This window comes from Cellulomonas sp. KRMCY2 (genome assembly GCF_000526515.1).
Classification (GTDB): domain Bacteria; phylum Actinomycetota; class Actinomycetes; order Actinomycetales; family Cellulomonadaceae; genus Actinotalea.
The window spans coordinates 906,576-925,993 of record NZ_JAGF01000001.1; the positions used below are offsets into that span (position 1 = coordinate 906,576).

A 19,418-nucleotide genomic window follows, 5' to 3' on the forward strand; every position below is an offset into this window, starting at 1 on the left:
TGCGAGCCACGCCCGGACGTCGATCAGGCCACCGGACGCCGGTGGGTCTCGTACATCCGGACGGCGACGACCAGCCCGGAGACCGCCGTGAGCACTGCGACCGTCCACACCGCGGCGCGGACTCCCAGGAGGTCGGCGACGACACCGGCGAGCAGTGCGCCGACGGCGAACCCGCCGTCCCGCCAGAGCCGGTAGACGCCGACCGACCGGGCGCGCCAGGCCGGGTGGGCGACGTCGCCGACGGCCGCCAGCAGGGTCGGGTAGACCATCGCGGTCCCGGCACCGAGCAGGGCCGCCGCCACCGCCCACCACCCGAAGCTGTCGCTGACCGCGACCAGCGCCAGACCGACGGCCTGCACCCACATGCCGGCGGCGATGAACCACTTGCGGCCCCACCGGTCCGACAGCGCCCCCGTGAGCAGCTGCCCGACGCCCCAGACCGCCGGATACAGCGCGGCAAGCATGCCGATGCGCGCGATCGAGAGCCCGGCCGCCGCGAAGAGCACCGGGAAGAGGCCCCAGGCGAGGCCGTCGTTGAGGTTGTTGACCAGCCCGGCCTGGCTCGCCGAGGACAGCGCGGGCTCGCGGAAGCTGGTCTGGACGAACACCTGCCGGTCGGTCAGCGCGTCGTGCAGGTGGTCATGGCGTCCGTCGTCCCGGGCGACGTGGGTCGTTGCCTCGAGGTGGGCGTGACCGCGGGTCTCACGGACCACGAGGGTCGACAGGCCGAGCCCGAGCCCGGCGAAGGCGATGCCCAGGAAGAACGGGGCCGGCCGGAGCCCGTACGCCTCGGCGAGGTAGCCGGTGGCGAGCGCCGTAGCGGCCACGGCGACGTACCCGGCCGCCTCGTTCATTCCCATCGCGGTACCCCGCCGGGCCGGGCCGACAAGATCGATCTTCATGATCACGGTGGTGGACCAGGTCAGGCCCTGGCTCACGCCGAGGAGCACGTTGGCGACCACGATCCAGGTCCAGGTCGGCGCCCAGATCAGCAGCAGCGGCACCGGCACCGCGACGAGCCACCCGACGATCAGCACCGGCTTGCGGCCGTACCGGTCGGACCAGGTCCCGGCGAGGTAGTTGGTCACGGCCTTGGCCAGGCCGAAGGCGAGGATGTACGTCAGGGTCGCCGTGTAGGCGCGCAGCCCGAACTCGGCCTCGGCGAGCAGCGGGAGCACCGTCCGTTCCTGGCCCAGCATCCCGCCGACCAAAGCGTTGACCGCGACGAGCAGGCTGAACTGCGCGACGTTCGCACGCAGGCCGAGAACGGGTGGGCGGCCGACGCGCATCGTCAGATCGCCGCAGCCCGGATCGCCGCGGCCCGGAACGCCGTACCGAGCGCCGCCGCGGCTCGCGCGACGTGGTCGGCGGTCGTGTGCCGCCCCAGGGACAGCCGGACCGCGCCGCTCGCGGTGCGCGGGTCGACACCCATGGCCAGGACGGCCCCGGATCCCGACCCCTGCCCCGTGTGGCAGGCCGATCCGGTCGCAGCCGCAACGGTGGGGCAGCCGGCCAGGACGTCCCACCCGGCGGCGCCGGGGAGCGAGACGAGCAGGGTGTTCGGCACGATGCGTTCGACCGGGGTGAGGCGCACGAGGCCGGGCACGAGCCCGGACAACGTCGCCCACAGCAGCTCACGCAGGCCGGCGACCCGCTCGCCCTCGCTCACCAGGTCGCGACCCAGCAGGGCGCTCGCGGCGCCCAGCCCGACGATGCTCGCGACGTTCTCGGTACCGGGCCGCAACCCGTGCTCCTGGGACGCCCCGCGCAGGACGGGCCGCACGGCGGTGCCCCGACGGACGTACAGCGCGCCGACACCCTTCGGGGCGTAGCACTTGTGGCCGGCGATCGAGAGCAGGTCGACGCCGAGCGCACCGACGTCGATCGGGACCTTCCCGAACGCCTGCGCGGCATCGGTGTGCGCGACGGCGCCGACCGCCCGGGCCGCGGCGGCCATCTCGGCCACCGGCATCAGAGCCCCGGTCTCGTTCTGCCCGAGCATGACGGTGGCCAGGGCGACGTCAGGCCCGATCGCGGCGACGAGGTCGGCGGCGGCGATGTGACCGGTCGCCGTGACCGGGACGGTCGTGACGTGCCAGCCCTCGGCGCGCAGCTGCTCCACGGGCTGCACCGTGGCGGGATGCTCGACAGCGGAGGTCACGATCCGGCGCCGCACGGGGTCGGCGGCCGCGGCTGCCCCGCGGATGGCGAGGTTGTTGGCCTCGGTGCCGCCGGAGGTGAAGACGACCTCGTCCGGCCGGGCACCGAGGAGCTCGGCGACCTGCGCGCGAGCCTGCGCGACGGCGTCGGCCGCCTGTCGACCGAGTGCGTGACCGCTCGAGGGGTTGCCGAAGTGCCGGGTCAGGTACGGCAGCATCGCCTCGAGCACCTCAGGCAGGACCGGTGTCGTCGCGTTGTGGTCGAGATAGACGACGTCGTCACCCATCAGAACACCAGGACCTTGTCGGCCGCGAGGGTGAGCGTGGCGAGCTCCTCCATCGTGGAGCGATGGGCGTCCTCGACGAGCAGCTCCTGGCTGACTCCCCGCGCGTCCATGCAGGTCCCGCAGCACAGGACCTGACCACCGTTGCGCGGGACGGCGGAGAGCATGCGGTCGAGCCGGTAGTAGCCGTCCGGGGTCTTCTGGTTCCGGATGGCGACTGTCACGCCGTCGCCCATGAGGAACACCTGCATCGTGACCTCGTCGCGCTTGGCCAGCGCCGCCGCGAGCCGCACGGCGTTGTAGGTGGCGTCGGCGCCATAGGCGGGGCCGTTGATGATCATCAGGACGTTCATGGCGTGATCCAGTCCTTCGAGGTGGCTGCCGGGGCGGGAGCCCCGGTCCGTTCGGTCGATGGTGCGGGTGCGGACGGGGTGGTCAACCAGCGCAGGTGCTCGCGACCGGCCAGGAGGTCGAGGCGTCGCCAGAGCACGCTGCCGGGCACCGCCTGGCTCGCGTGACAGGTCACGGCGCGCAGCTGCCGGGTGCGGTCGACCGGGACGACCAGGTCGATCGCGTCGTCGTCGTGGCCGGCGAAGGATGACCCGAGCTCGACGTTGAGCGTGTCTGCGACGGTGCGCGGGAGGGTCCAGCCCAGGACGGGCAGGTCCAGGACGGCCGCGGCTGCGAGTGCGGCCTCGGTGGCCCGCACGTGATCCTGGTGACCGGTCACCCCGGTCGAGTCGAAGGCCACGATCCCGTCCGCGTCCGCCGCGCGGGCCGCCTCCCGGGCCTCGGCCGCGAGCGCGTCGAGGGCCACGGCCGCCAGCCCACCGTCGGGGTACGAGCGCAGGAGGACGCCGACGAGGCCGATCTCCTTCGCAGCGTCGACGAGCTCGCGTTCCCGCACGGCGTCGAGGTCGCCCGGGACCCCGTGCAGCGTCGATGCCTCGCCGCGGGTCAGGCACAGCACCCGGACCGCTGTGCCCTGCTCGACGAACGCGCTGAGCACGGCGCCGAGCCCGAACGACTCGTCGTCGGGATGCGCGACGACCGCCAGCACCGAACGCCAGGGCGGCAGGGCCGGACCGCTCATGATGCTGCACCGAGCTCGACGGTGCGGCCGGCCCGGCGCCACTCGTCGATTCCCGCATCGAGCCGGAGCGCGTGGACCCCGGCCGCCCGCAGCTGCCGGACCGCCTCGGCGGAGAGCACGCAGTACGGCCCGCGGCAGTACGCCACGACTGTCGACCCGGTGGGAACCTCGGCGATCCGGCCGGAGAGCTCGGCCAGCGGGACGCTCAGCGCCCCGGCGATGTGGCCGGCCTCGAACTCCTCCGGCGGGCGCACGTCGACGACGACGACGACGACGTCGCCCTGACCGCTCCGCTCGAGCAGCTGCGCGATGTCGAGCGGCTCGACCCCGTCGACCTCACCGAAGAACGCCTCTGCCAGGTAGCGGACCTCGGCGATCCGCACCTCGGCCACCTCGCGCAGCGCCCGGAACCCGGCCAGGACCGTGGGATCCGCGACCCGGTAGACCACGTGGCGGGCGTCCCGCGACGACGTGACCAGCCCGGCACTGCGGAGCACCTGCAGGTGCCGGGAGGTGTTCGCCACCGTCATCGACGTCTGCTGGGCGATCGACTCGACCGACCGCGGACCCTGCGCGAGCAGGTCGACCACCTCGAGCCGCCTGGGGCTTGCGAACGCCGACGCGACGCGGGCGAACTGCTCGTACACCGCGTCCTTGAACTCCCTGGCGCGCATGGGTGTCCTCCCGATCAATGGATCAAGCGATTCGTTGAATATACCGGAGGATCCGTCCGGGTGGACGGGCGGGGACAGCTGCGGGATCCCCTGCGCGCAGGGCCCTGGTGTGCGACCGTTGAGGGGTGGCCCCGTTCCGGCTCGAGTTCCGTCGGGAGGGCGTGCGGCTTGTCGCTCCCGATGACTTCGCGGTGCCCGCGGCCGCCCCGCTCGAGCCCGACCACCACTGGTTCCTCACCGCCTCCCAGCGCGGCAACCGGTCCACCGGGATGCGGACCTGGACCGAGGGCAACACCGTCCGGCCGCTCGTGCACGGACGCCCGTACTTCGCCGCGCTCGCGGATGCCGTCGACCGCACGCGACCGGGCGACGCGGTCTTCCTGGCCGGCTGGCGGGTGGACCCCGACGAGCTCGTCCGGGACGACGGCACGACGGTGACCCAGCTGCTCGCCGCGGCCGCGCGTCGCGGCGTGATCGTCAGGGGGCTCGTGTGGCGCTCCCAGATGGACCGGATGCGCTTCTCCCGTCGGCAGAACCGGCTGTTCTCGGAGGCGGTCAACGACGCCGGTGGCGAGGTGCTGCTGGACCACCGGGTCCGGCCCTTCGGCAGCCACCACCAGAAGTTCGTCGTCCTGCTCCACCCGGGCCGGCCCGACCAGGACGTCGTCTTCCTCGGCGGGATCGACGTCGCGCACAGCAGGCGCGACGACATCGAGCACCTCGGGGACCCCCAGCGCATGCCGTTCGCCCGGTGGTACGGCGGCGAGCCCGCGTGGCACGACGTGCAGATCGAGGTGCGCGGGCCGGCGGTCCGGGACGTCGAGGAGGTGTTCCGGGAGCGGTGGGGGGACCCTGCCCAGCTGTCGAGGAGCCCGTGGCGCATCCTCCAGCGCCTGCTGGACCTGCCCGAACGGCACCCGAGCCCGCTGCCGGAGCCACTGCCGGACCCGCCGGCCACGGGCACCTGCTCGGTCCAGCTGCTGCGGACCTACCCGAACCGCTGGCCCGGCTACCCGTTCGCCCCGCACGGCGAGCGGAGCATCGCGCGGGGGTATGCCAAGGCGCTGCGGCGGGCCCGGCGGCTGATCTACATCGAGGACCAGTACCTGTGGTCGACCAGCGTCGCGCGCGTGTTCGCGGAGGCCCTGCGCAAGGAGCCCCGGATGCACCTGGTCGTCGTCGTCCCGCGCTTCCCGGACCAGGACGCGGAGCTGACGATCCCGGTCGCCATGCACGGGCACACCCAGGCCCTGGACATCGTGCGGGAGGCCGGCCGGGACCGGGTGCTGATCCTCGACCTGGAGAACGACGACGGCCGGCCCGTCTACGTGCACTCGAAGGTCTGCATCGTCGACGACGTGTGGGCGACGGTCGGCAGCGACAACTTCAACCGCCGGTCCTGGACCCACGACTCCGAGCTCACCGCAGCCGTCGTCGACGAGGCGCCGGACCTCCGTGAGCCCCCGGACCCGGCCGGGCTCGGCGACGGCGCGCGGACGTTCGCGCGGGGCCTGCGCCTCGAGCTGTGGCGTGAGCACCTGGAGCTTCCCGACGACGACGCTCTCCTCGACCCCCACGAGGCCGTCGCGACCCTGCGTCGGAGCGTCGCGGCGCTGGACGCCTGGTACGCGGGCGGCTGCGCAGGTCCGCGTCCGCCCGGACGGTTGCGCACGCACGTCATGGCGGTCCCCACGCCGTGGCAGCGCCGGCTCGCCGTTCCGGCCTACCGCACGATCGTCGACCCGGACGGCCGACCGCCGCGGATGAAGGTGCGCGGGCACCACTGAGGCCCGTCCGCACCTCCTGCGCCGACCCGCGCTAGCGTGTGCGGACACGTCGGCAATCGACCGAGAGGCTCACCATGTCGTTCCAGGCATACCTCGACGCCATCGAGGACCGGACGGGGTTGACCCCACGCACGCTCGTCGAGATCGCCCGGAGCAAGGGTTTCGATGCCCCAGAGACGAAGGCCGGCGACGTCGTCGCATGGCTCAAGGCGGACTACGACCTCGGTCGCGGTCACGCGATGGCCCTGTGGCACGTGATCAAGAACGGTCCGGGGATCGCCACCAAGCACGTCGGGACCACCGGCACGCACCGCGACGAGTCCGACACCCTCTGGCTCGACGGCAAGGCGACCCGACCGAAGCCGTAGGGGTCACCACGGGTGCAGCGTGGGTGCGTCCTCGAGGAAGGTCTCGTACGCGGCGCGCTCGTCGGGTGTGAAGGCTCGGGACAGGTGCGTGTCCTTGTCCAGCTGCACCATCCGCGACCTCGCGCGCAGGTAGGCGGTGCCGGTGTCGTCCGCGTCGACGATCTCGTAGCCGAAGTCCACCGACGACCGCCCGATGCGGGACACCCACACCTCCACCGCGAACGGCGCCGGGGTGAAGGTCAGCGGCGCGAGGTAGTCGATCTCGTGCTTGACCACGACGAGCATCGACGCCGTCAGCGCCCCGTCCTCGTCGACCCCCATCGACGGGAACAGCGTGAAGCGGGCGTCGTCGAGGTAGCGCAGGTAGGCGGCGTTGTTGACGTGGCCGAACAGGTCGACGTCGGACCATCGGACGGGCATGACGACGCGGCCACGGCCGGTCCGTGGCAGCTGCTGGTTCACGTCGTCACCCTAGGCCGGTGCGGGAGGCGTGCGGCGGTCATGGCGGCGTCGATGGTCAACTTCCCCGGCCGTCGTGCCGATGAGTCTCCCGGTGCGCCGACTGCGCCATCGATCGTCTCTGCCCGTCACGCAGGGACCGACCGCGAGACGGAGTGCGCATGAGCCCGCAGGCAGGCTGGTACGCCGCTCCCGGCGAGCCAGGGATGACGCGCTTCTGGGACGGGCAGAGGTGGACCGAGTACCGGCAGTCGCTTCCCTCGACCGGTCCGCCGGGAACCCCGGCGCTGGAGCTGCTGTCCAAGCTCACCACCGCGCAGCAGTACCTCGGCAGTGAGCCGGTCAGAGCGACCGGGATCGCGGTCCGGATGATCGTCGTCGGGGTGGCCGTCCTGCTCTTCAGCGCGTTCATCACCAGAACGATGCACTGGGACGACGGGCGCGTCGGCGCCGGCGAGGTCACCGTCCAGGGAACGGTCGTGGCGCAGAACCGGCACCTGAGCGCCAAGGGCCTGTGGCGCTGCGCCCCGGACGTCGCCTACGAGGTCGACGGGAGCTCGTACGTCGCCGGGTCGTCCGGCTCGTCGAGCGACTGCCCGGCCGTCGGCGACTCGGCGCGGGTCGTCTACCCGGCCACCGACCCGGCCGCCGGGCGGGTCGCGCCGTCGAGCACCACGACGCTCCTCGCCGCGGTCTTGCCGGCGGCCGGCATCCTCTCCCTCGTCGGTGGGATCGGGACGTTCGTCTGGCGGGTGCTGCCGGTCGGAGCGAGCGTCAGGCGGTTCGTCAGAGGGCTGGTCGGACGCGAGCGGATCGAGGGAGCACGGTGAGCACGCCGGTCCTGATCGGTGTCGAGCGATTCACCGTCAAGCACCGGATCACGCTGACCGAGAACCTCTACGAGCTCCGGACCCTGGGTCCGAACGACGAGCACGGCGAGATCTTCGCGTTCGCGCGGATGGAGCAGATGACGCTCTCGGAGGAGTTCCGCTTCTTCGCGGACAAGGAACGGCGCGCACCGCTCTTCTCGTTCCGGGCCCAGACCCGCATGAACCTCGGCCACGCGACGTATGACGTGCTGGACGCCGGCGGCATGCGGATCGGGTACCTGCAGCACCAGTTCTTCGCGTCCAAGGTTCGCGAGACGTGGCGTCTGGGCGCGCCAGGCGTCGAGGCGGTCGGGCACCAGCGGAGCGAGGCCGTCGGGGTCCTGCGGCGCACGTGGCGGCCGGCAGGGCCGCACTACCCCTCGCGGGTCGGTCCCTTGGCGGCCGCGTGCCGGCCGCCGATGTACCCGAAGGTCATGGCCGGACCGATGGTGGAGCCCGGACCGGGGTAGGTGTTGCCCATCACGGAGGCCGAGGTGTTGCCGGCCGCGTAGAGACCTTCGATCATCGATCCGTCCGCACGCAGCACGCGGGCGTGCTCGTCGGTGAGCAGGCCGCCCTTCGTGCCGAGGTCGCCCGGCCAGATCTTGACGGCGTAGAACGGCGGCCTGCTCACGGCGCCCAGGTTGGGGTTCGGCTTGACCCTGGGGTCGCTGTACACCCGGTCGTACGCGCTGTCGCCGCGGTGGAAGTCCTCGTCGACGCCGCGCCGGGCGAACTCGGCGAAGCGGCCGGCGGTGCGGCGCAGACCTGCCGGGTCCACCCCGATCTTCCCGGCCAGCTCCTCGAGGGAGTCGGCCTTGGTGAAGAACCCGGACTCGATCAGCTTCTTCGGCGTCATGCCCGGCAGGGCCATGCCGAAGGGGTACCAGCGGCGGTGGTGCGAGTCGATGATGAGGTAGGCGGGGATGGCGCCGACGGTCGCGTTGCGGGCGTACTGGTGGTGACCGGCGTCGACGTACGACTCGGACTCGTTCATGAAGCGCTCGCCACTCGCGTCGACGATGAAGCCGTGCGGCAGCGAGCGCTCGGCGAGGAGGAACTGGGCGGCGCCGCTCGGGTTGATGACCGACGGGCCCCACCAGGCGTCGTCCATCAGGGCGAGCGCGGCGCCGACGTCGATGCCGGCGTTGACGGCGGTGCCGATGTCACCGGGGTTGGCGCTGGTCCACGTCGTGGTGATCGGGTGCGGGTGGTACTTCTGCCGCATCTCGTCGTTCTGCGCGAAGCCACCGGCCGCGAGCATGACGCCCTGCCGGGCACCGATCCGGATCCGCTTGCCCGCCTTCTCGACGACGACCCCGACGACGGCGTCACCCTCGGTGACCAGCTCGACCATCGGAGAGCTGAGCCAGACCGGGATGTCGCGCTGCAGCGCGATATGCAGCATCTGGCCCATCAGGCTGTTGCCCAGGCCGACCTTCTTCTGGCCGATCAGGAGCGGGAGGATCGTCTGGACACCGACGACGTTCGCGGCGGTGAGGAAGCCCTTGAGGGTGCGGAACGACAGGTTGATCGCGCCGACCTCGTAGGTGTGCGCGGCCATCGGGATGAGGCCGCGGACCTTCGCGGCCCACGGTCCGAGCTTCTTGACGTTCCAGCGCTCGCCCTCGATGGCGCGACCGATGGGCGTGCCGCCCGGCTTCTCCGGGTAGTAGTCCGAGTAGCCCCTGGCATAGACGAACTTCATGCCGAGACCGCGCAGGAAGGTGACCATCTCCGGGCCCTGGCGGAGGAACGCGTCGCGCCGTTCGGGCGAGCTCGCCGGGCCGACGTCGCCGATCACCGTGTCCAGGTAGGTGCGCGCCTTCTCGAGCGAGTCGTCGACGCCCGCTTCCCGCATGACGGGGTTGTTCGGGATCCACAGGCCGCCACCGGACATCGCCGACGAGCCGCCGTACAGCTCGGTGCTCTCGAGCACGAGCGGCTGCTTGCCGGCCTCCTTCACCGCGAGCGCCGCGGTCATCGCCGCCGAGCCTGTCCCGACGATCACCACATCAACGACGTCATCGAAGTCGGCCATCAGCACCTCTCCTGCGAGCTCCCGTGCGCGACCGAGCTGCCGTGCGCGACGAGAACCGGACACCGGTGTCCGGTTCGGCGAGCCTAACCTGCCCAGCCCCCGTCCACCAGGGCGGGCTTCCGGGCGCGACGCCCGGCTACGCTCGTCGGGTGATCCAGCGGCGGGACGCCCGGCACAACCGGGCCAGGATCGTCGCTGCTGCCGCCGAGGTCTTCCGCGAGGACGGTGCGGCGGCCCCGCTGCAGCGGATCGCCCGACGCGCGGGCGTCGGGCACGGAACCCTGTACCGGCACTTCCCTGACCGCGGCGCGCTGATCGCCGCCGTGCTGGAGATGCGGCTCGACGCACTCGAGCGGGACGCCCGCGACCACCCCGACGCCGACGTCCTGGAGCACCTCCTGGTGGAGATCTGTGCGTTCCAGCTCGACGCACCCGGTCTCATGACCGCCGTGCGCAGGTCCACCCCCGCCCACGCGCGGGTCGACGCCGTGGTCGAGCGTGCACAGACGCTGCTGTCGGTGGCGCTCGATGCGGCGCACCGGAGCGGTGCTGTCCGCGCGGACGTCACCCTGACGGACGTGTTCCTCGCCATCGCGATGATCGACGGCGTGATCGCCGCCCGGCCGGCCGCGCCCGGGGCCGTGCCCGTCGAACGGGCCCTGACGCTGGTCCTGCGCTCGCTGCGCCGCGAAGACCGGGCGGGGTTGCCGGTCCCGCGACCGGAGCTGCACCTGCCGACGCCCGAGGAGCTGGGCACCGAACCCTGAGACCTCCCGACCCCCTCGCTCGCCTGGACCGCGTGGTTGCTGTGCGGTGTCGCGATGGCCAAGATTCGGTCCCGAAACGATCACGAAGCTCGGGTACTGGTCCCGAATCCATCACGATGCCCCGATGTCCCCACGCGCCTTGATCATCCCCCCTAGCCTGACGCCATGCGAACCCCAAGGATGTGGATGGTCGTGGCCTTTGCCGCGACGATGACGCTCACCGGCTGCAGCGCCGGCGCCGGTGACGAGGCGGGGTCCGCCGACTCCGGCGTCGAGTCTCCGCAGGATGCACCAGCCGGCGAGACCGACGGCGCCCTCGAGGACCTCGGCAGCGAGAACGACGGTGCGACCGCGGCTCAGGAGCCGAGCGCAGACGGGGAGTCCGCCGGCCTGGACGAGACCGCTGCCGAAGCCCCGACGTCGGACCGGAACCTGGCCGAGGCCGGGCTGACCTTCGTCACCACGGCCGTCGTGGGCGTTCTGGTGGACGACCCCTACCCGGCCCTGGACCGGATCGCCGACTACGCCGTGGACGCCGGCGGCGGGGAGGTGGATCGCCAGTTCCAGGCGGCGACCGAGCACGAGGGCGCGCGCGGGAGCATCACGGTGAAGCTGCCACCGACCACGATGAACGCGGCGATCGAGCACCTCTCCACCTACGGTGAGGTGCAGAGCGTGAACCTGCACCGCGAGGACATCACCGTGGGCGTCACGGACCTGGCGGCGCGGATCAGGGTCGCGCAGATGTCCGCCGACCGGACGGAGCAGTGGCTCGCCACCGCGACCTCCCGCGACGAGGCCTTCGAGCTGGAGCAGATGTTCAACCAGCGCCTGGTCGAGCTCGAGAACCTGCTCTCCCAGCAGCGCGCGGACACCCACGACACCGTGCTGTCGACGCTGACCGTCCAGGTCTACAGCCCCGAGGCCGCCCCGCCGCCGCCGCCGGCGCCCGAGCCCGAGCCCGAGACGGGCTTCATCGCCGGTCTGACCCGCGGCTGGGACGCCTTCTACGCCTGGGGTTCGGACGCGCTCCAGGTCGTCGGAGTGCTGCTCCCCTGGCTTGTCTTCTTCGGACTGCTGACGGTGGCCGGGTACTACATCGCCAAGCCGATCCGGACGCGGCAGGGCTCCCGGTCGCCTCGGCCCGACGGCCCCGCCGGCCCGACGACGGCCCTGCCACCCATGGTGGACCGCACGGGGCCCGGTCAGCCCGCTCCGAGGAACCATGCAGCGCAGGGCCCGCAGCGACCGACGCTGGCACAGCTGCTCCCACCGGCCGCGGCACCCACACCGCCGGCGAGCACACCGCCGGCGAGCACAACCACGTCGGAGCCGCCGCCGCCGGCCTGATCCTCGGCCGCTCCGGTTCCAGGGCTCCAGTTCCAGGGCTCTGGGACCGGAGCGGCGAGCACCGCCCGAAGGCGCGCCGTCGTCGTGTCGACAGGTATCTCGCATGGATGCCCTCGCGGGCGTCACTCCGTCGCGGTCGACCCTTCGTAGAGCCCGATCTCGTTGCCGTCCAGGTCCTCGATGGATGCCCACCAGCTGGTCGGATCGATCTGACGCTTCGGCGCCTTCACCTGACCGCCGAGCTCGACGACCCGCGCGAGGGTGTCGTCGATCGACTCCACCTCGACATAGCTGCGGGGCGCGGTGAAGCCCTCCTCGCGCGGGGCGAGGCCCCCGCCGCTGACGCCGTTCGGTGCGCGCCACATCGGGTAGCCCTCGAAGCCGGGGAACGCTTGGATGTCCCAGCCGAAGAGGCCGTTGTAGAACGACGTCGCGCGACCGAGGTCCGCGACAGGGATGTCGATGTGAGTGATGTCTCCGTGCGCCATGGAACCCTCCTCCACCAGGGCCGGCCACCGGCAGCCGACCAGAGACCTCGCAGGCTAGGCGCATCCACCGACATGCGACCGACCCGGCAGCCCTCGCGCGGCGGCGCCCCGCGTGAGCTGTGGCGGGAGCCCTCAGGTCCGCTCAGCCCGCCGCTCGTTGACGGCGACGGCGATCTGGGCACACGATGGGACATAGGTCCCTGGTCGCGTACCGTGACCTGGGTGTATGGGGCGACGGAGGGTGCGGCGTGGAGCAGGTAGTCGCACCGCCGGCGACGTCGACCGTCGCCGCCGAGCTGATGTCGGCGATCCTTGCCCTGGCCGGCGACCTGGACACCCCGAGTCTGCTCGAGCGGTTCGTCGCAGCCAGCACCTCCCTGACCGGCGCCCGGTTCGGTGCGATCAACATCGTCGACGAGGACGGGGCGTCGACCACGTTCGTGCAGAGCGGCGTCGACCCCCGGACCGCGGCGGCGCTGGGGCACCCACCACATGCACGAGGAGTGCTCGGCCAGATCCCGGACGAGGGCGTGCTGCGGCTCGCCGACCTGCGCTCGCATCCTGCCTTCCAGGGGCTGCCCGCCGGGCACCCTCCGATGGGCTCCTTCCTGGGTGCCGCCGTGCGGGTGCGCGGCGAGCGGTACGGGACGCTGTACCTCTCGGAGAAGGACGGCGGGTTCGACGACCAGGACGAGTCGGTGGTCCTCTCCCTCGCGGCCGCGGCCGCCGTCGCCGTCCAGAACTCCCAGCTGTACGCCCTCGAGCGCCGCCAGCAGCAGTGGCAGGCCGCCGGCCAGGCGATCACGACCATGCTCCTGGAGGGCGCCGACCAGGAGGACGTCCTGGAACGCATCGCCGCAGCCGCCCAGGACATCGACGGCGCCGACAGTGCCGCCCTCGCACTGCCCGGGCCCGAGGGCGAGCTTCTGCTGGAGATCGTGACCGGTACCGGGCAGCAGGCTCTGCTCGGCCTGGACGTGTCCGCCGACGCCTGCGTGCGTGCGGCGTTCGACGTGGGGGCGGGGCAGATCGTCGCGTCGCTGACCACCACGGCCGTGAGCGGACCACTCGGGCGTTACGGGCCGGCCCTGTTCGCCCCGATGCATGCCGCGGGTCAGGGGATCGGCGTGCTCCTGCTGCTCCGGCCCCCCGGCGCGGCGCCCTTCACCGCGGACGACCTCGCGATGTCGCAGACGTTCGCCTCCCAGGCCGCCCTGGCGTTCGTCCTGGCCGACGCCCAACGGTTGCGCGGGCGGGCCGTCCTGCACGACGAACGCACCCGGATCGCGCGGGACCTGCACGACATGGCGATCCAGCAGCTGTTCGCCGCAGGCATGCAGCTGGAGGGCGCACGCCGCAGCGCCCAGGACCCGGTCTCGCCGGCCATGGCCAAGGTGCTCGAGTCCGCGGTCGATCACGTGGACGCGGGCATCCGCCAGATCCGGGTGATCGTGCGCACCCTGGACGACCCCGGGGCAACGATCCCCCTGGTCGAACGGGTGCAGGCCGAGGTGGAGCTCGCGCACAGCTCACTGGGCTTCGCCCCCACGATGACCATCAGCGTCGACGGCCGGCTCGTGCACACCGACGACGCCGACCCGGCCGAGTGGCGCACGATCGACGACCTCGTCGCGCCGGGCCGCGCGAACAACGTCGTCGCGGTCGTCCGTGAAGGTCTGTCGAACGTGGCTCGGCACGCCCGGTCCGGGTCCGTCGCCGTCCGGCTCCTGGTGACCTCGGGCCCGCTGGGGTCGATCGCGGTCGAGGTGGAGGACGACGGTGTCGGTGTTCCGCCGGCGCCCACGCGGGCGTCCGGCACGAAGAACCTCGCCGAGCGGGCGCACGAGTCGGGCGGGACGTTCTCGCTGCTGCGACCGGCGTCGGGCCGTGGCGCACTGCTGCGCTGGACCGCAGCCCTCGACTGACGGCACGACGTCCGGGGGGAGCCCTCAGATCCGGTCGGGCCGACCGTCGCCCGCCGCTCTGCGCGAGTGACGCTCGAGGAACGCGGACACCTCGTTCTCGTCCGCCGCCGGGTCTCGGGCGCGCCTGCTCGCCGACGAGTGCAACGTTTCGGCCGCGCTTCCCGTCCTTGGGGGTGGAAGGTATGCACCACCACCGGTGAGAGGGCCACATGGATGACATGCGTCAGCGCAGCGACGACGTCATGGCGGTCCTGGCGCATGAGCGCGGCCGGGCGCTCAACGCCTACGCGTACCTGCTGACCGGTGACCTGCGGGACGCCGAGGACCTGGTGCAGGACGCCCTGGTCAAGACGTTCGTCCGCGGTCGGCACTTCGAGATCTCGTCGGCCGAGGGGTATGTGCGGACGGCGATCCTCACCACGTGGATCGACGCGTATCGCCGGCGCCGGCAGTGGGAGCGGGTGCGGCACCTGCTGGTCCGGGGCGAGCGTCAGGACGGACCGGCCGACGAGGTGGGTGTGCGCAGCGACGTCCGTGCGGCGCTCGGTCGGCTGGCGCCCCAGCAGCGCGCATGCGTGGTGCTGCGCTACTACGACGACCTCACGGTCGGTGAGATCGCGGACCTGCTGGGCCTCGCGGACGGGACCGTGAAGCGCTACCTCAGCCTCGCCGTCGGACGCCTGGAGACCCTGCTCGGACCGCTCGCCCCACCTGTCACCGACCAGCCCGTCCTCGTGAACGAGGGAGACGTGCGATGAGCATGGACTTCGGACAAGCCCTGCGGGACATCACGGCGGGCGCGGCTGACGCAACCCGCCCGGTCGACGTGGACCGCGCACGGTCGAAGGTGCGCCGGCGCCGCACACAGGCTGTCGTCTTCCGCTCCGCAGGCGGGCTGGCGGCGCTCGGCGCGGTCGTCACGGCCGTGGCTCTGGTGGGCGGTCACGCCCCGGCAGACGTCTCACCCGTCGCACCCGTGGTCACCGCGACCCCGGCGCCGACGGGCTCCTCGACGTCCGACGGGACGCTGTGCGGAACCGTCTACGCGCTGGACGAGACGGACGCCCCGGACATCGAGGTGCAGGGCGCGGTCGTCGTCGGCACGCTGGACCCGGAGACCGCCGGGTTCGAGTGGGGCAACAACGTCGGGTCGACGCTGTTGGTCAACGTGGTCACCACGTCGGACGTGCCCGGAGGCGAGTTCGACGGGGGTGACCGCTCCGGGGTGACGACGATGCTGGTGGGTCCGGACGGGACGGTGGCGTTCTGGACCGATCCCGCGAACCAGCTGCAGGTCGAGGCCACGGACGGCAGCGGGGGGATCTCGCCGGACGGGCTCTTCGACGCAGTGGACTGCCGGACGGGACGTCCGCTGACCGGCACGTACCGCGCGTACGCCACCACGACCACCGACGGCACAGACGGCGGGGAGACGCTGGAGCTGGCGCCGGTCAGCTTCGAGCCGGGCAGTGGCCAGATGGCGGGGCAGTGGCCCGACCTGGTGCCCGCGTGCGGCCGCCCGGCGCCGGCCGATCTGCTCGCCGGAGATGTGGACGCCGACTTCGACGTCACGCTCGACCCGGGCATCGACCTCGACGACGTCGAGCGGGGCCTTCACGTGGACGTGACCGTGACGGCCACCGGTCCTGGCCGGCTGACGGGACTAGTGCCGCAGACCCTGCACGCCATGCTCGTCGACCGCGACGGCATGGTCGTGAGCCGGCTGTACGACCCCACCCGGGAGGAGTTCGACTCGGGCGCCACGTTCGACGTCGGCCAGGGCGAGTCGTTCTCCGCCGAGGTCTACCAGTGGTTTGCGTCCTGCCCCGACGCCGACAGGTACGGGAACGTCCGTGGCGGCACGTACGACCTGTACGTCTACGCGGTGATCCTCGCCTCCGCCGGCCCCGACCTTTCCCCGGCGCCCAGGGTCGCGATCGGAGGGCCGTTCCCGATCACGCTCCCGTAGCCGCGCGAGGACGCGACTCGGGCGACACGGGCGCTGTCCCGGACCCTCCGGATCGCGCCAGACCCGAGTCGGGCGTGATCACCCTGGTGACTGCACCGCCCCAGCGAGGCGGTACCTTCGATCTCGTCGGCAGCAGCGGGCCCGCGTGCAGCTGCGAACGACAAGGGTGTTGTCCGGAGCATTCCACGAGTGAATCCACTCATCACCCGGGCCTCTAGCTCAATCGGTAGAGCTGCGGACTTTTAATCCGTAGGTTGTGGGTTCGAGCCCCACGGGGCCCACCTGACCTGCACTAACGCTCGCCCTCGGCACTTCGAGCGCGCGCTTCCCTGGTGTAGTCACTAGTAGCGTGTCGCCTCTAATCTGATGGGTATGTGTGGTCCGCTGTTCCGGTTGGTACTCGACCAGAAGGAGTTGACAGCGTGCCTCGTCCAAAGGAGTTCACGGTCTCCTTGAGTGCTGGGGATCGTGCGAAGCTGACCAAGGTGGTCTCGTCGGGGAAACATCCTGCCCGGATGATCACCCGGGCCCGGGTGTTGCTGGCCTTGGACGAGTCGGGCGGGCCGGCGCCGGAGCGTCGGGTGGTGGCCGAACGGGTCGGTGCGTCGGAGAGCACGGTGTATCTGGTCGCGAAGGCGTTCACGACGCATGCCGGTCGGGTCGAGGAGGTGATCACGCGCAAGAAGCGGACCACGCCGCCGGTGGAGCCGAAGGTGACCGGTGACGTCGAGGCCCGGGTGATCGCGTTGGCGTGCAGCCAGCCGCCGGCGGGACGTCAGCGGTGGACGCTGCGGTTGCTGGAGAGACAGGTGGCCTTGACCGAGGGGATACCGCCGATGGACCACTCCACGATCGGGCGGGTCCTACAAAGGGGGCGCATAAGCCTCATCTGAAGGCGTGCTGGGCGTCTACGCCCGCCCCTACGACCGGGCCTACCCCGTGGTTGTCATGGACGAGAAGCCACTGCAGCCGCTCGACGACGCCAGGCCCGGCACGCCGGCTGCGCCCGGGCGGATGGCCCGGCAGGACTCCGAGTACATCCGCTGCGGCACCTGCTCGATCTTCGTGTGGGTCGAACCGCTGCGCGGTTGGCGCCGCGCCTACGCCGAGTCCACCCGCACCCGAGTCGACTGGGCCGACGGCGTCGACCATCTCCTGAACGTCGACTACCCCGAGGCGGACAAGGTCGTACTCGTCATGGACAACCTCAATACCCACTCGATCGCCTCCCTCTACCAGGCATTCCCGCCGGAGAAGGCCTACGCCCTGGCAGGCAGGTTGGAGATCCACCACACCCCCAAGCACGGGTCATGGCTCAACATCGCCGAGATCGAACTGTCCTGCTTGACCAAGCAATGCCTCGGCCGACGCATCGCCGACCTCGATGTCCTCAACGACGAACTCACCGCCTGGGCCAGCGCCACCAACGCCGACGAGCGCCAAGTGGACTGGAGGTTCACCACCAGCGACGCCCGCATCAAACTCCGGCACCTATACCCAACCCTTTAGAAGCGACAGTCTACTAGGCGGCCCGCCTCGTCGTCCGTCTCGGCTCTCGCTATCTCGGTGACCTCGAGCCCTGGGCCATCAGACGGCGGGCGCCCGGCCCTCGCCCCTGGCGCGCGCCCGGTAGCCGCGCGCCTTGGCGAGGTTCCCGCAGTCGGCCATCGCGCACCAGACCCGTGACCGGTTGCGTGAGCGATCGAAGAAGGCCTGCTGGCAGTCGTCAGCGGGGCAGAGCCTGAGCCGATCCCATGACCCGGTCAGGACAAGCGCTGCGCCCGCTGCCAGGACCGCCTCGACCACGGTCACCGGTGCTGGGCGTGGACCTTCGCCGGCGGCCAGGACGACCGGGACCCGCGACGCGAAGGTCGGCGCCGCCACGCCCAGGAGGCTCGCCCGGACGGCCGCCCGCAGCGCTCCGGCCTCGGCCGCGCTACCGGGGTCGAGGCATCGCGCACGGCCCCAACCGGCGTAGGCAGCACGGTCGTCGAGCAGATCCGCCCCGTGCTCCACGTCGAGGGTGTTGAGGAAGTCCACCAGGAGCGTCACCTGCTCCGTCATCTGCCCCATCCCGGACCTCTCACCGACCGGTGTGCACTGCCGGCACCCGATGTCACCAGTGTACGCGATATGGTGGTTACCATGCTGCTGGTCGTCCTGATCTCCGTCGCCTCGAGCCTGCTCTACGGGGTGTCCGACTTCCTCGGCGCGCTCGCCGCCCGGCGGTCACCGGTACTGGTCGTCACAGCACTCGCCTACCTGTTCGCCACGCTTGCCCTGACCGCGGGCGTCCTCATCGTGCCGGGAGCGTGGACGTCGGCCAGTATCCTCGCCGGCGTCGCGGCCGGAGTCAGCGCCCTTGTCGGGTTCACGACCTTCTACGCCGCGATGGCCGCCGGACCCATCAGCCTCCTCTCGCCCCCCATCGCGATGCTGGAGTCCGCCGTGCCCATCGCCGTCGCGCTGGCCCTCGGCGAACGGCTGACGGGTGTCGGCTGGCTGGGCGTGACGGCCGCGATCGGCGCCGCCCTGCTCCTCGGCGTCCCGCGTGAGGCGCGCCAGCAGGGCGTCGACCTCCGCGCGCTCGCTCTCTCCACGGTCGCCGGTGTGAGCCTCGGGCTGTCCATCATCGCCCTGGATGCGGCCCCGGCCGGATCGGGTCTCGGCCCTGTGCTCGTGGAGGTCGTCAGCGGTCTGCTGCTGCTTGGGCTCGCCCTGCTGGTCCTCGTCCTGCTCCGCGGGACGAGGGTCCGGGTCACCTGGCTGGACGGTCACGGGGCCTCAGTCGATTCCCGGCACCACCGGTCGCGCACTGCGCTTCTCGCCGCGAGTGCCGGTCTGGTGCTCGGCGTCGCGAATGCGCTCCTCATGCTCGCCCTGCGGGACGGCGAGCTCAGCGTCGTCGCCGTCGTCGCCGGCCTCTACCCCTTGGCCACGATCGTGCTGGCCCGCGTGGTGCTCCGCGAGCGACTGTCGCGCAGCCAGGGTGTCGGGATCGCGCTGGCCCTGGCCGCGTGCGGCCTGCTCACGGCCGGCTGATCGGTGCGGCGCCGCTAGCTGTGCGGGCTGCGTGACGCCGCAGCGCTGCGGTCACGCGCGACGACACGTTCCCGCGCGCCGGCGTCGGCGCGAGCGGTTGCCGGTCGCAGTCGGGCCAGCGCGTCGTCGTGGTTCTGGGTGGA

At 71.9% G+C, this 19,418-nt stretch carries 21 protein-coding genes and 1 tRNA gene; 13 read left to right on the plus strand and 9 right to left on the minus strand.

Annotated elements, in window-relative coordinates:
- Positions 1-23 precede the first annotated feature (23 nt).
- Genes K415_RS0104410 through K415_RS0104430 form a run of 5 tightly spaced genes read right to left on the minus strand, consistent with a single transcriptional unit; the run spans position 24 to position 4,210 of the window.
- Positions 24-1,289, minus strand: coding sequence for an MFS transporter (locus K415_RS0104410; RefSeq protein WP_024285892.1), 1,266 nt, complete (start codon positions 1,287-1,289; stop codon positions 24-26).
- A gap of 2 nt (positions 1,290-1,291) precedes the next feature.
- Positions 1,292-2,446 (minus strand): cysteine desulfurase family protein, encoded by a 1,155-nt coding sequence (locus tag K415_RS0104415; protein WP_024285893.1) that lies wholly within the window; start codon positions 2,444-2,446, stop codon positions 1,292-1,294.
- Complete coding sequence (locus K415_RS0104420) at positions 2,446-2,796, minus strand: DsrE/DsrF/TusD sulfur relay family protein (RefSeq protein WP_024285894.1); 351 nt, start codon at positions 2,794-2,796, stop codon at positions 2,446-2,448. The genes K415_RS0104415 and K415_RS0104420 overlap by 1 nt, the downstream gene beginning before the upstream one ends.
- A complete protein-coding gene (locus K415_RS0104425; protein ID WP_081784875.1) occupies positions 2,793-3,536 on the minus strand; it encodes a PIG-L family deacetylase in 744 nt (247 codons plus the stop codon). The genes K415_RS0104420 and K415_RS0104425 overlap by 4 nt, the downstream gene beginning before the upstream one ends.
- Complete coding sequence (locus tag K415_RS0104430) at positions 3,533-4,210, minus strand: metalloregulator ArsR/SmtB family transcription factor (RefSeq protein WP_024285896.1); 678 nt, start codon at positions 4,208-4,210, stop codon at positions 3,533-3,535. The genes K415_RS0104425 and K415_RS0104430 overlap by 4 nt, the downstream gene beginning before the upstream one ends.
- A gap of 125 nt (positions 4,211-4,335) precedes the next feature.
- Here K415_RS0104430 and K415_RS0104435 point away from each other — a divergent pair, with 125 nt between their 5' ends.
- The gene (locus K415_RS0104435) at positions 4,336-5,997 is read left to right on the plus strand and encodes a phospholipase D family protein (RefSeq protein WP_231494821.1); all 1,662 of its coding nucleotides are present in this window, start codon (positions 4,336-4,338) and stop codon (positions 5,995-5,997) included.
- A 74-nt stretch (positions 5,998-6,071) separates the two neighbouring features.
- A complete protein-coding gene (locus tag K415_RS0104440) occupies positions 6,072-6,365 on the plus strand; it encodes a DUF4287 domain-containing protein (RefSeq protein WP_024285897.1) in 294 nt (97 codons plus the stop codon).
- A 3-nt stretch (positions 6,366-6,368) separates the two neighbouring features.
- Here K415_RS0104440 and K415_RS0104445 read toward each other — a convergent pair whose 3' ends face one another.
- On the minus strand, positions 6,369-6,827 hold the full coding sequence (locus K415_RS0104445; protein ID WP_024285898.1) for a thioesterase family protein: 459 nt from the start codon (positions 6,825-6,827) through the stop codon (positions 6,369-6,371).
- Positions 6,828-6,985: 158 nt separating this feature from the next.
- Here K415_RS0104445 and K415_RS0104450 point away from each other — a divergent pair, with 158 nt between their 5' ends.
- The gene (locus K415_RS0104450) at positions 6,986-7,654 is read left to right on the plus strand and encodes a DUF2510 domain-containing protein (RefSeq protein WP_024285899.1); all 669 of its coding nucleotides are present in this window, start codon (positions 6,986-6,988) and stop codon (positions 7,652-7,654) included.
- Positions 7,651-8,163 (plus strand): hypothetical protein, encoded by a 513-nt coding sequence (locus K415_RS0104455; protein ID WP_024285900.1) that lies wholly within the window; start codon positions 7,651-7,653, stop codon positions 8,161-8,163. The genes K415_RS0104450 and K415_RS0104455 overlap by 4 nt, the downstream gene beginning before the upstream one ends.
- Here the strand turns inward: K415_RS0104455 and K415_RS0104460 are convergent.
- Entirely contained in the window at positions 8,067-9,734 is a 1,668-nt protein-coding gene (locus K415_RS0104460; RefSeq protein ID WP_024285901.1) for an FAD-binding protein, read from the minus strand. The genes K415_RS0104455 and K415_RS0104460 overlap by 97 nt on opposite strands.
- A 149-nt stretch (positions 9,735-9,883) precedes the next feature.
- Between K415_RS0104460 and K415_RS24180 the strand changes: the two genes are divergently transcribed.
- Both K415_RS24180 and K415_RS0104470 read left to right on the plus strand, forming a co-directional pair.
- Positions 9,884-10,501 (plus strand): TetR/AcrR family transcriptional regulator, encoded by a 618-nt coding sequence (locus tag K415_RS24180; RefSeq protein WP_024285902.1) that lies wholly within the window; start codon positions 9,884-9,886, stop codon positions 10,499-10,501.
- A gap of 165 nt (positions 10,502-10,666) precedes the next feature.
- Positions 10,667-11,851 carry a DUF4349 domain-containing protein gene (locus K415_RS0104470; protein ID WP_081784877.1) on the plus strand — a complete coding sequence of 395 codons (1,185 nt, stop codon included), beginning with the start codon at positions 10,667-10,669 and terminating at the stop codon, positions 11,849-11,851.
- Positions 11,852-11,973: 122 nt separating this feature from the next.
- On the opposite strand, the gene K415_RS0104475 is transcribed toward K415_RS0104470, so the two are convergent.
- Positions 11,974-12,339 carry a VOC family protein gene (locus tag K415_RS0104475; protein WP_024285904.1) on the minus strand — a complete coding sequence of 122 codons (366 nt, stop codon included), beginning with the start codon at positions 12,337-12,339 and terminating at the stop codon, positions 11,974-11,976.
- Between the two features lie 248 nt (positions 12,340-12,587).
- Between K415_RS0104475 and K415_RS0104480 the strand changes: the two genes are divergently transcribed.
- From K415_RS0104480 to K415_RS0104505, 6 genes are all read left to right on the plus strand, one after another.
- A complete protein-coding gene (locus tag K415_RS0104480) occupies positions 12,588-14,264 on the plus strand; it encodes a GAF domain-containing protein (RefSeq protein ID WP_024285905.1) in 1,677 nt (558 codons plus the stop codon).
- Positions 14,265-14,473: 209 nt separating this feature from the next.
- A complete protein-coding gene (locus K415_RS0104485; RefSeq protein WP_051480385.1) occupies positions 14,474-15,022 on the plus strand; it encodes a sigma-70 family RNA polymerase sigma factor in 549 nt (182 codons plus the stop codon).
- A complete protein-coding gene (locus K415_RS0104490) occupies positions 15,019-16,233 on the plus strand; it encodes a hypothetical protein (RefSeq protein WP_024285907.1) in 1,215 nt (404 codons plus the stop codon). Before K415_RS0104485 ends, K415_RS0104490 begins: the two co-directional genes overlap by 4 nt.
- A 208-nt stretch (positions 16,234-16,441) precedes the next feature.
- Positions 16,442-16,514: transfer RNA gene (locus K415_RS0104495), tRNA-Lys, on the plus strand.
- Positions 16,515-16,748: 234 nt separating this feature from the next.
- Complete coding sequence (locus K415_RS0104500; protein WP_197024663.1) at positions 16,749-17,126, plus strand: helix-turn-helix domain-containing protein; 378 nt, start codon at positions 16,749-16,751, stop codon at positions 17,124-17,126.
- 4 nt (positions 17,127-17,130) lie between these two features.
- Complete coding sequence (locus K415_RS0104505; RefSeq protein WP_155859356.1) at positions 17,131-17,742, plus strand: IS630 family transposase; 612 nt, start codon at positions 17,131-17,133, stop codon at positions 17,740-17,742.
- 78 nt (positions 17,743-17,820) lie between these two features.
- Here K415_RS0104505 and K415_RS0104510 read toward each other — a convergent pair whose 3' ends face one another.
- Positions 17,821-18,297: a CGNR zinc finger domain-containing protein gene (locus K415_RS0104510; protein ID WP_024285910.1), complete on the minus strand. Its 477-nt coding sequence runs from the start codon at positions 18,295-18,297 to the stop codon at positions 17,821-17,823.
- A gap of 81 nt (positions 18,298-18,378) precedes the next feature.
- Between K415_RS0104510 and K415_RS0104515 the strand changes: the two genes are divergently transcribed.
- Positions 18,379-19,275, plus strand: coding sequence for an EamA family transporter (locus K415_RS0104515; protein WP_024285911.1), 897 nt, complete (start codon positions 18,379-18,381; stop codon positions 19,273-19,275).
- Positions 19,276-19,418: the final 143 nt, after the last annotated feature.

Excerpts from the sequence above, each read along its gene's own strand:
- K415_RS0104410 (WP_024285892.1), bottom strand. The coding sequence starts at position 1,289 with ATGCGCGTCGGCCGCCCACCCGTTCTCGGCCTGCGTGCGAACGTCGCG.
- K415_RS0104415 (WP_024285893.1), bottom strand. The coding sequence starts at position 2,446 with ATGGGTGACGACGTCGTCTATCTCGACCACAACGCGACGACACCGGTC.
- K415_RS0104420 (WP_024285894.1), bottom strand. The coding sequence starts at position 2,796 with ATGAACGTCCTGATGATCATCAACGGCCCCGCCTATGGCGCCGACGCC.
- K415_RS0104425 (WP_081784875.1), bottom strand. The coding sequence starts at position 3,536 with ATGAGCGGTCCGGCCCTGCCGCCCTGGCGTTCGGTGCTGGCGGTCGTC.
- K415_RS0104430 (WP_024285896.1), bottom strand. The coding sequence starts at position 4,210 with ATGCGCGCCAGGGAGTTCAAGGACGCGGTGTACGAGCAGTTCGCCCGC.
- K415_RS0104440 (WP_024285897.1), top strand. The coding sequence starts at position 6,072 with ATGTCGTTCCAGGCATACCTCGACGCCATCGAGGACCGGACGGGGTTG.
- K415_RS0104450 (WP_024285899.1), top strand. The coding sequence starts at position 6,986 with ATGAGCCCGCAGGCAGGCTGGTACGCCGCTCCCGGCGAGCCAGGGATG.
- K415_RS0104460 (WP_024285901.1), bottom strand. The coding sequence starts at position 9,734 with ATGGCCGACTTCGATGACGTCGTTGATGTGGTGATCGTCGGGACAGGC.
- K415_RS0104470 (WP_081784877.1), top strand. The coding sequence starts at position 10,667 with ATGCGAACCCCAAGGATGTGGATGGTCGTGGCCTTTGCCGCGACGATG.
- K415_RS0104475 (WP_024285904.1), bottom strand. The coding sequence starts at position 12,339 with ATGGCGCACGGAGACATCACTCACATCGACATCCCTGTCGCGGACCTC.
- K415_RS0104485 (WP_051480385.1), top strand. The coding sequence starts at position 14,474 with ATGGATGACATGCGTCAGCGCAGCGACGACGTCATGGCGGTCCTGGCG.
- K415_RS0104490 (WP_024285907.1), top strand. The coding sequence starts at position 15,019 with ATGAGCATGGACTTCGGACAAGCCCTGCGGGACATCACGGCGGGCGCG.
- K415_RS0104500 (WP_197024663.1), top strand. The coding sequence starts at position 16,749 with ATGATCACCCGGGCCCGGGTGTTGCTGGCCTTGGACGAGTCGGGCGGG.
- K415_RS0104510 (WP_024285910.1), bottom strand. The coding sequence starts at position 18,297 with ATGACGGAGCAGGTGACGCTCCTGGTGGACTTCCTCAACACCCTCGAC.
- K415_RS0104515 (WP_024285911.1), top strand. The coding sequence starts at position 18,379 with ATGCTGCTGGTCGTCCTGATCTCCGTCGCCTCGAGCCTGCTCTACGGG.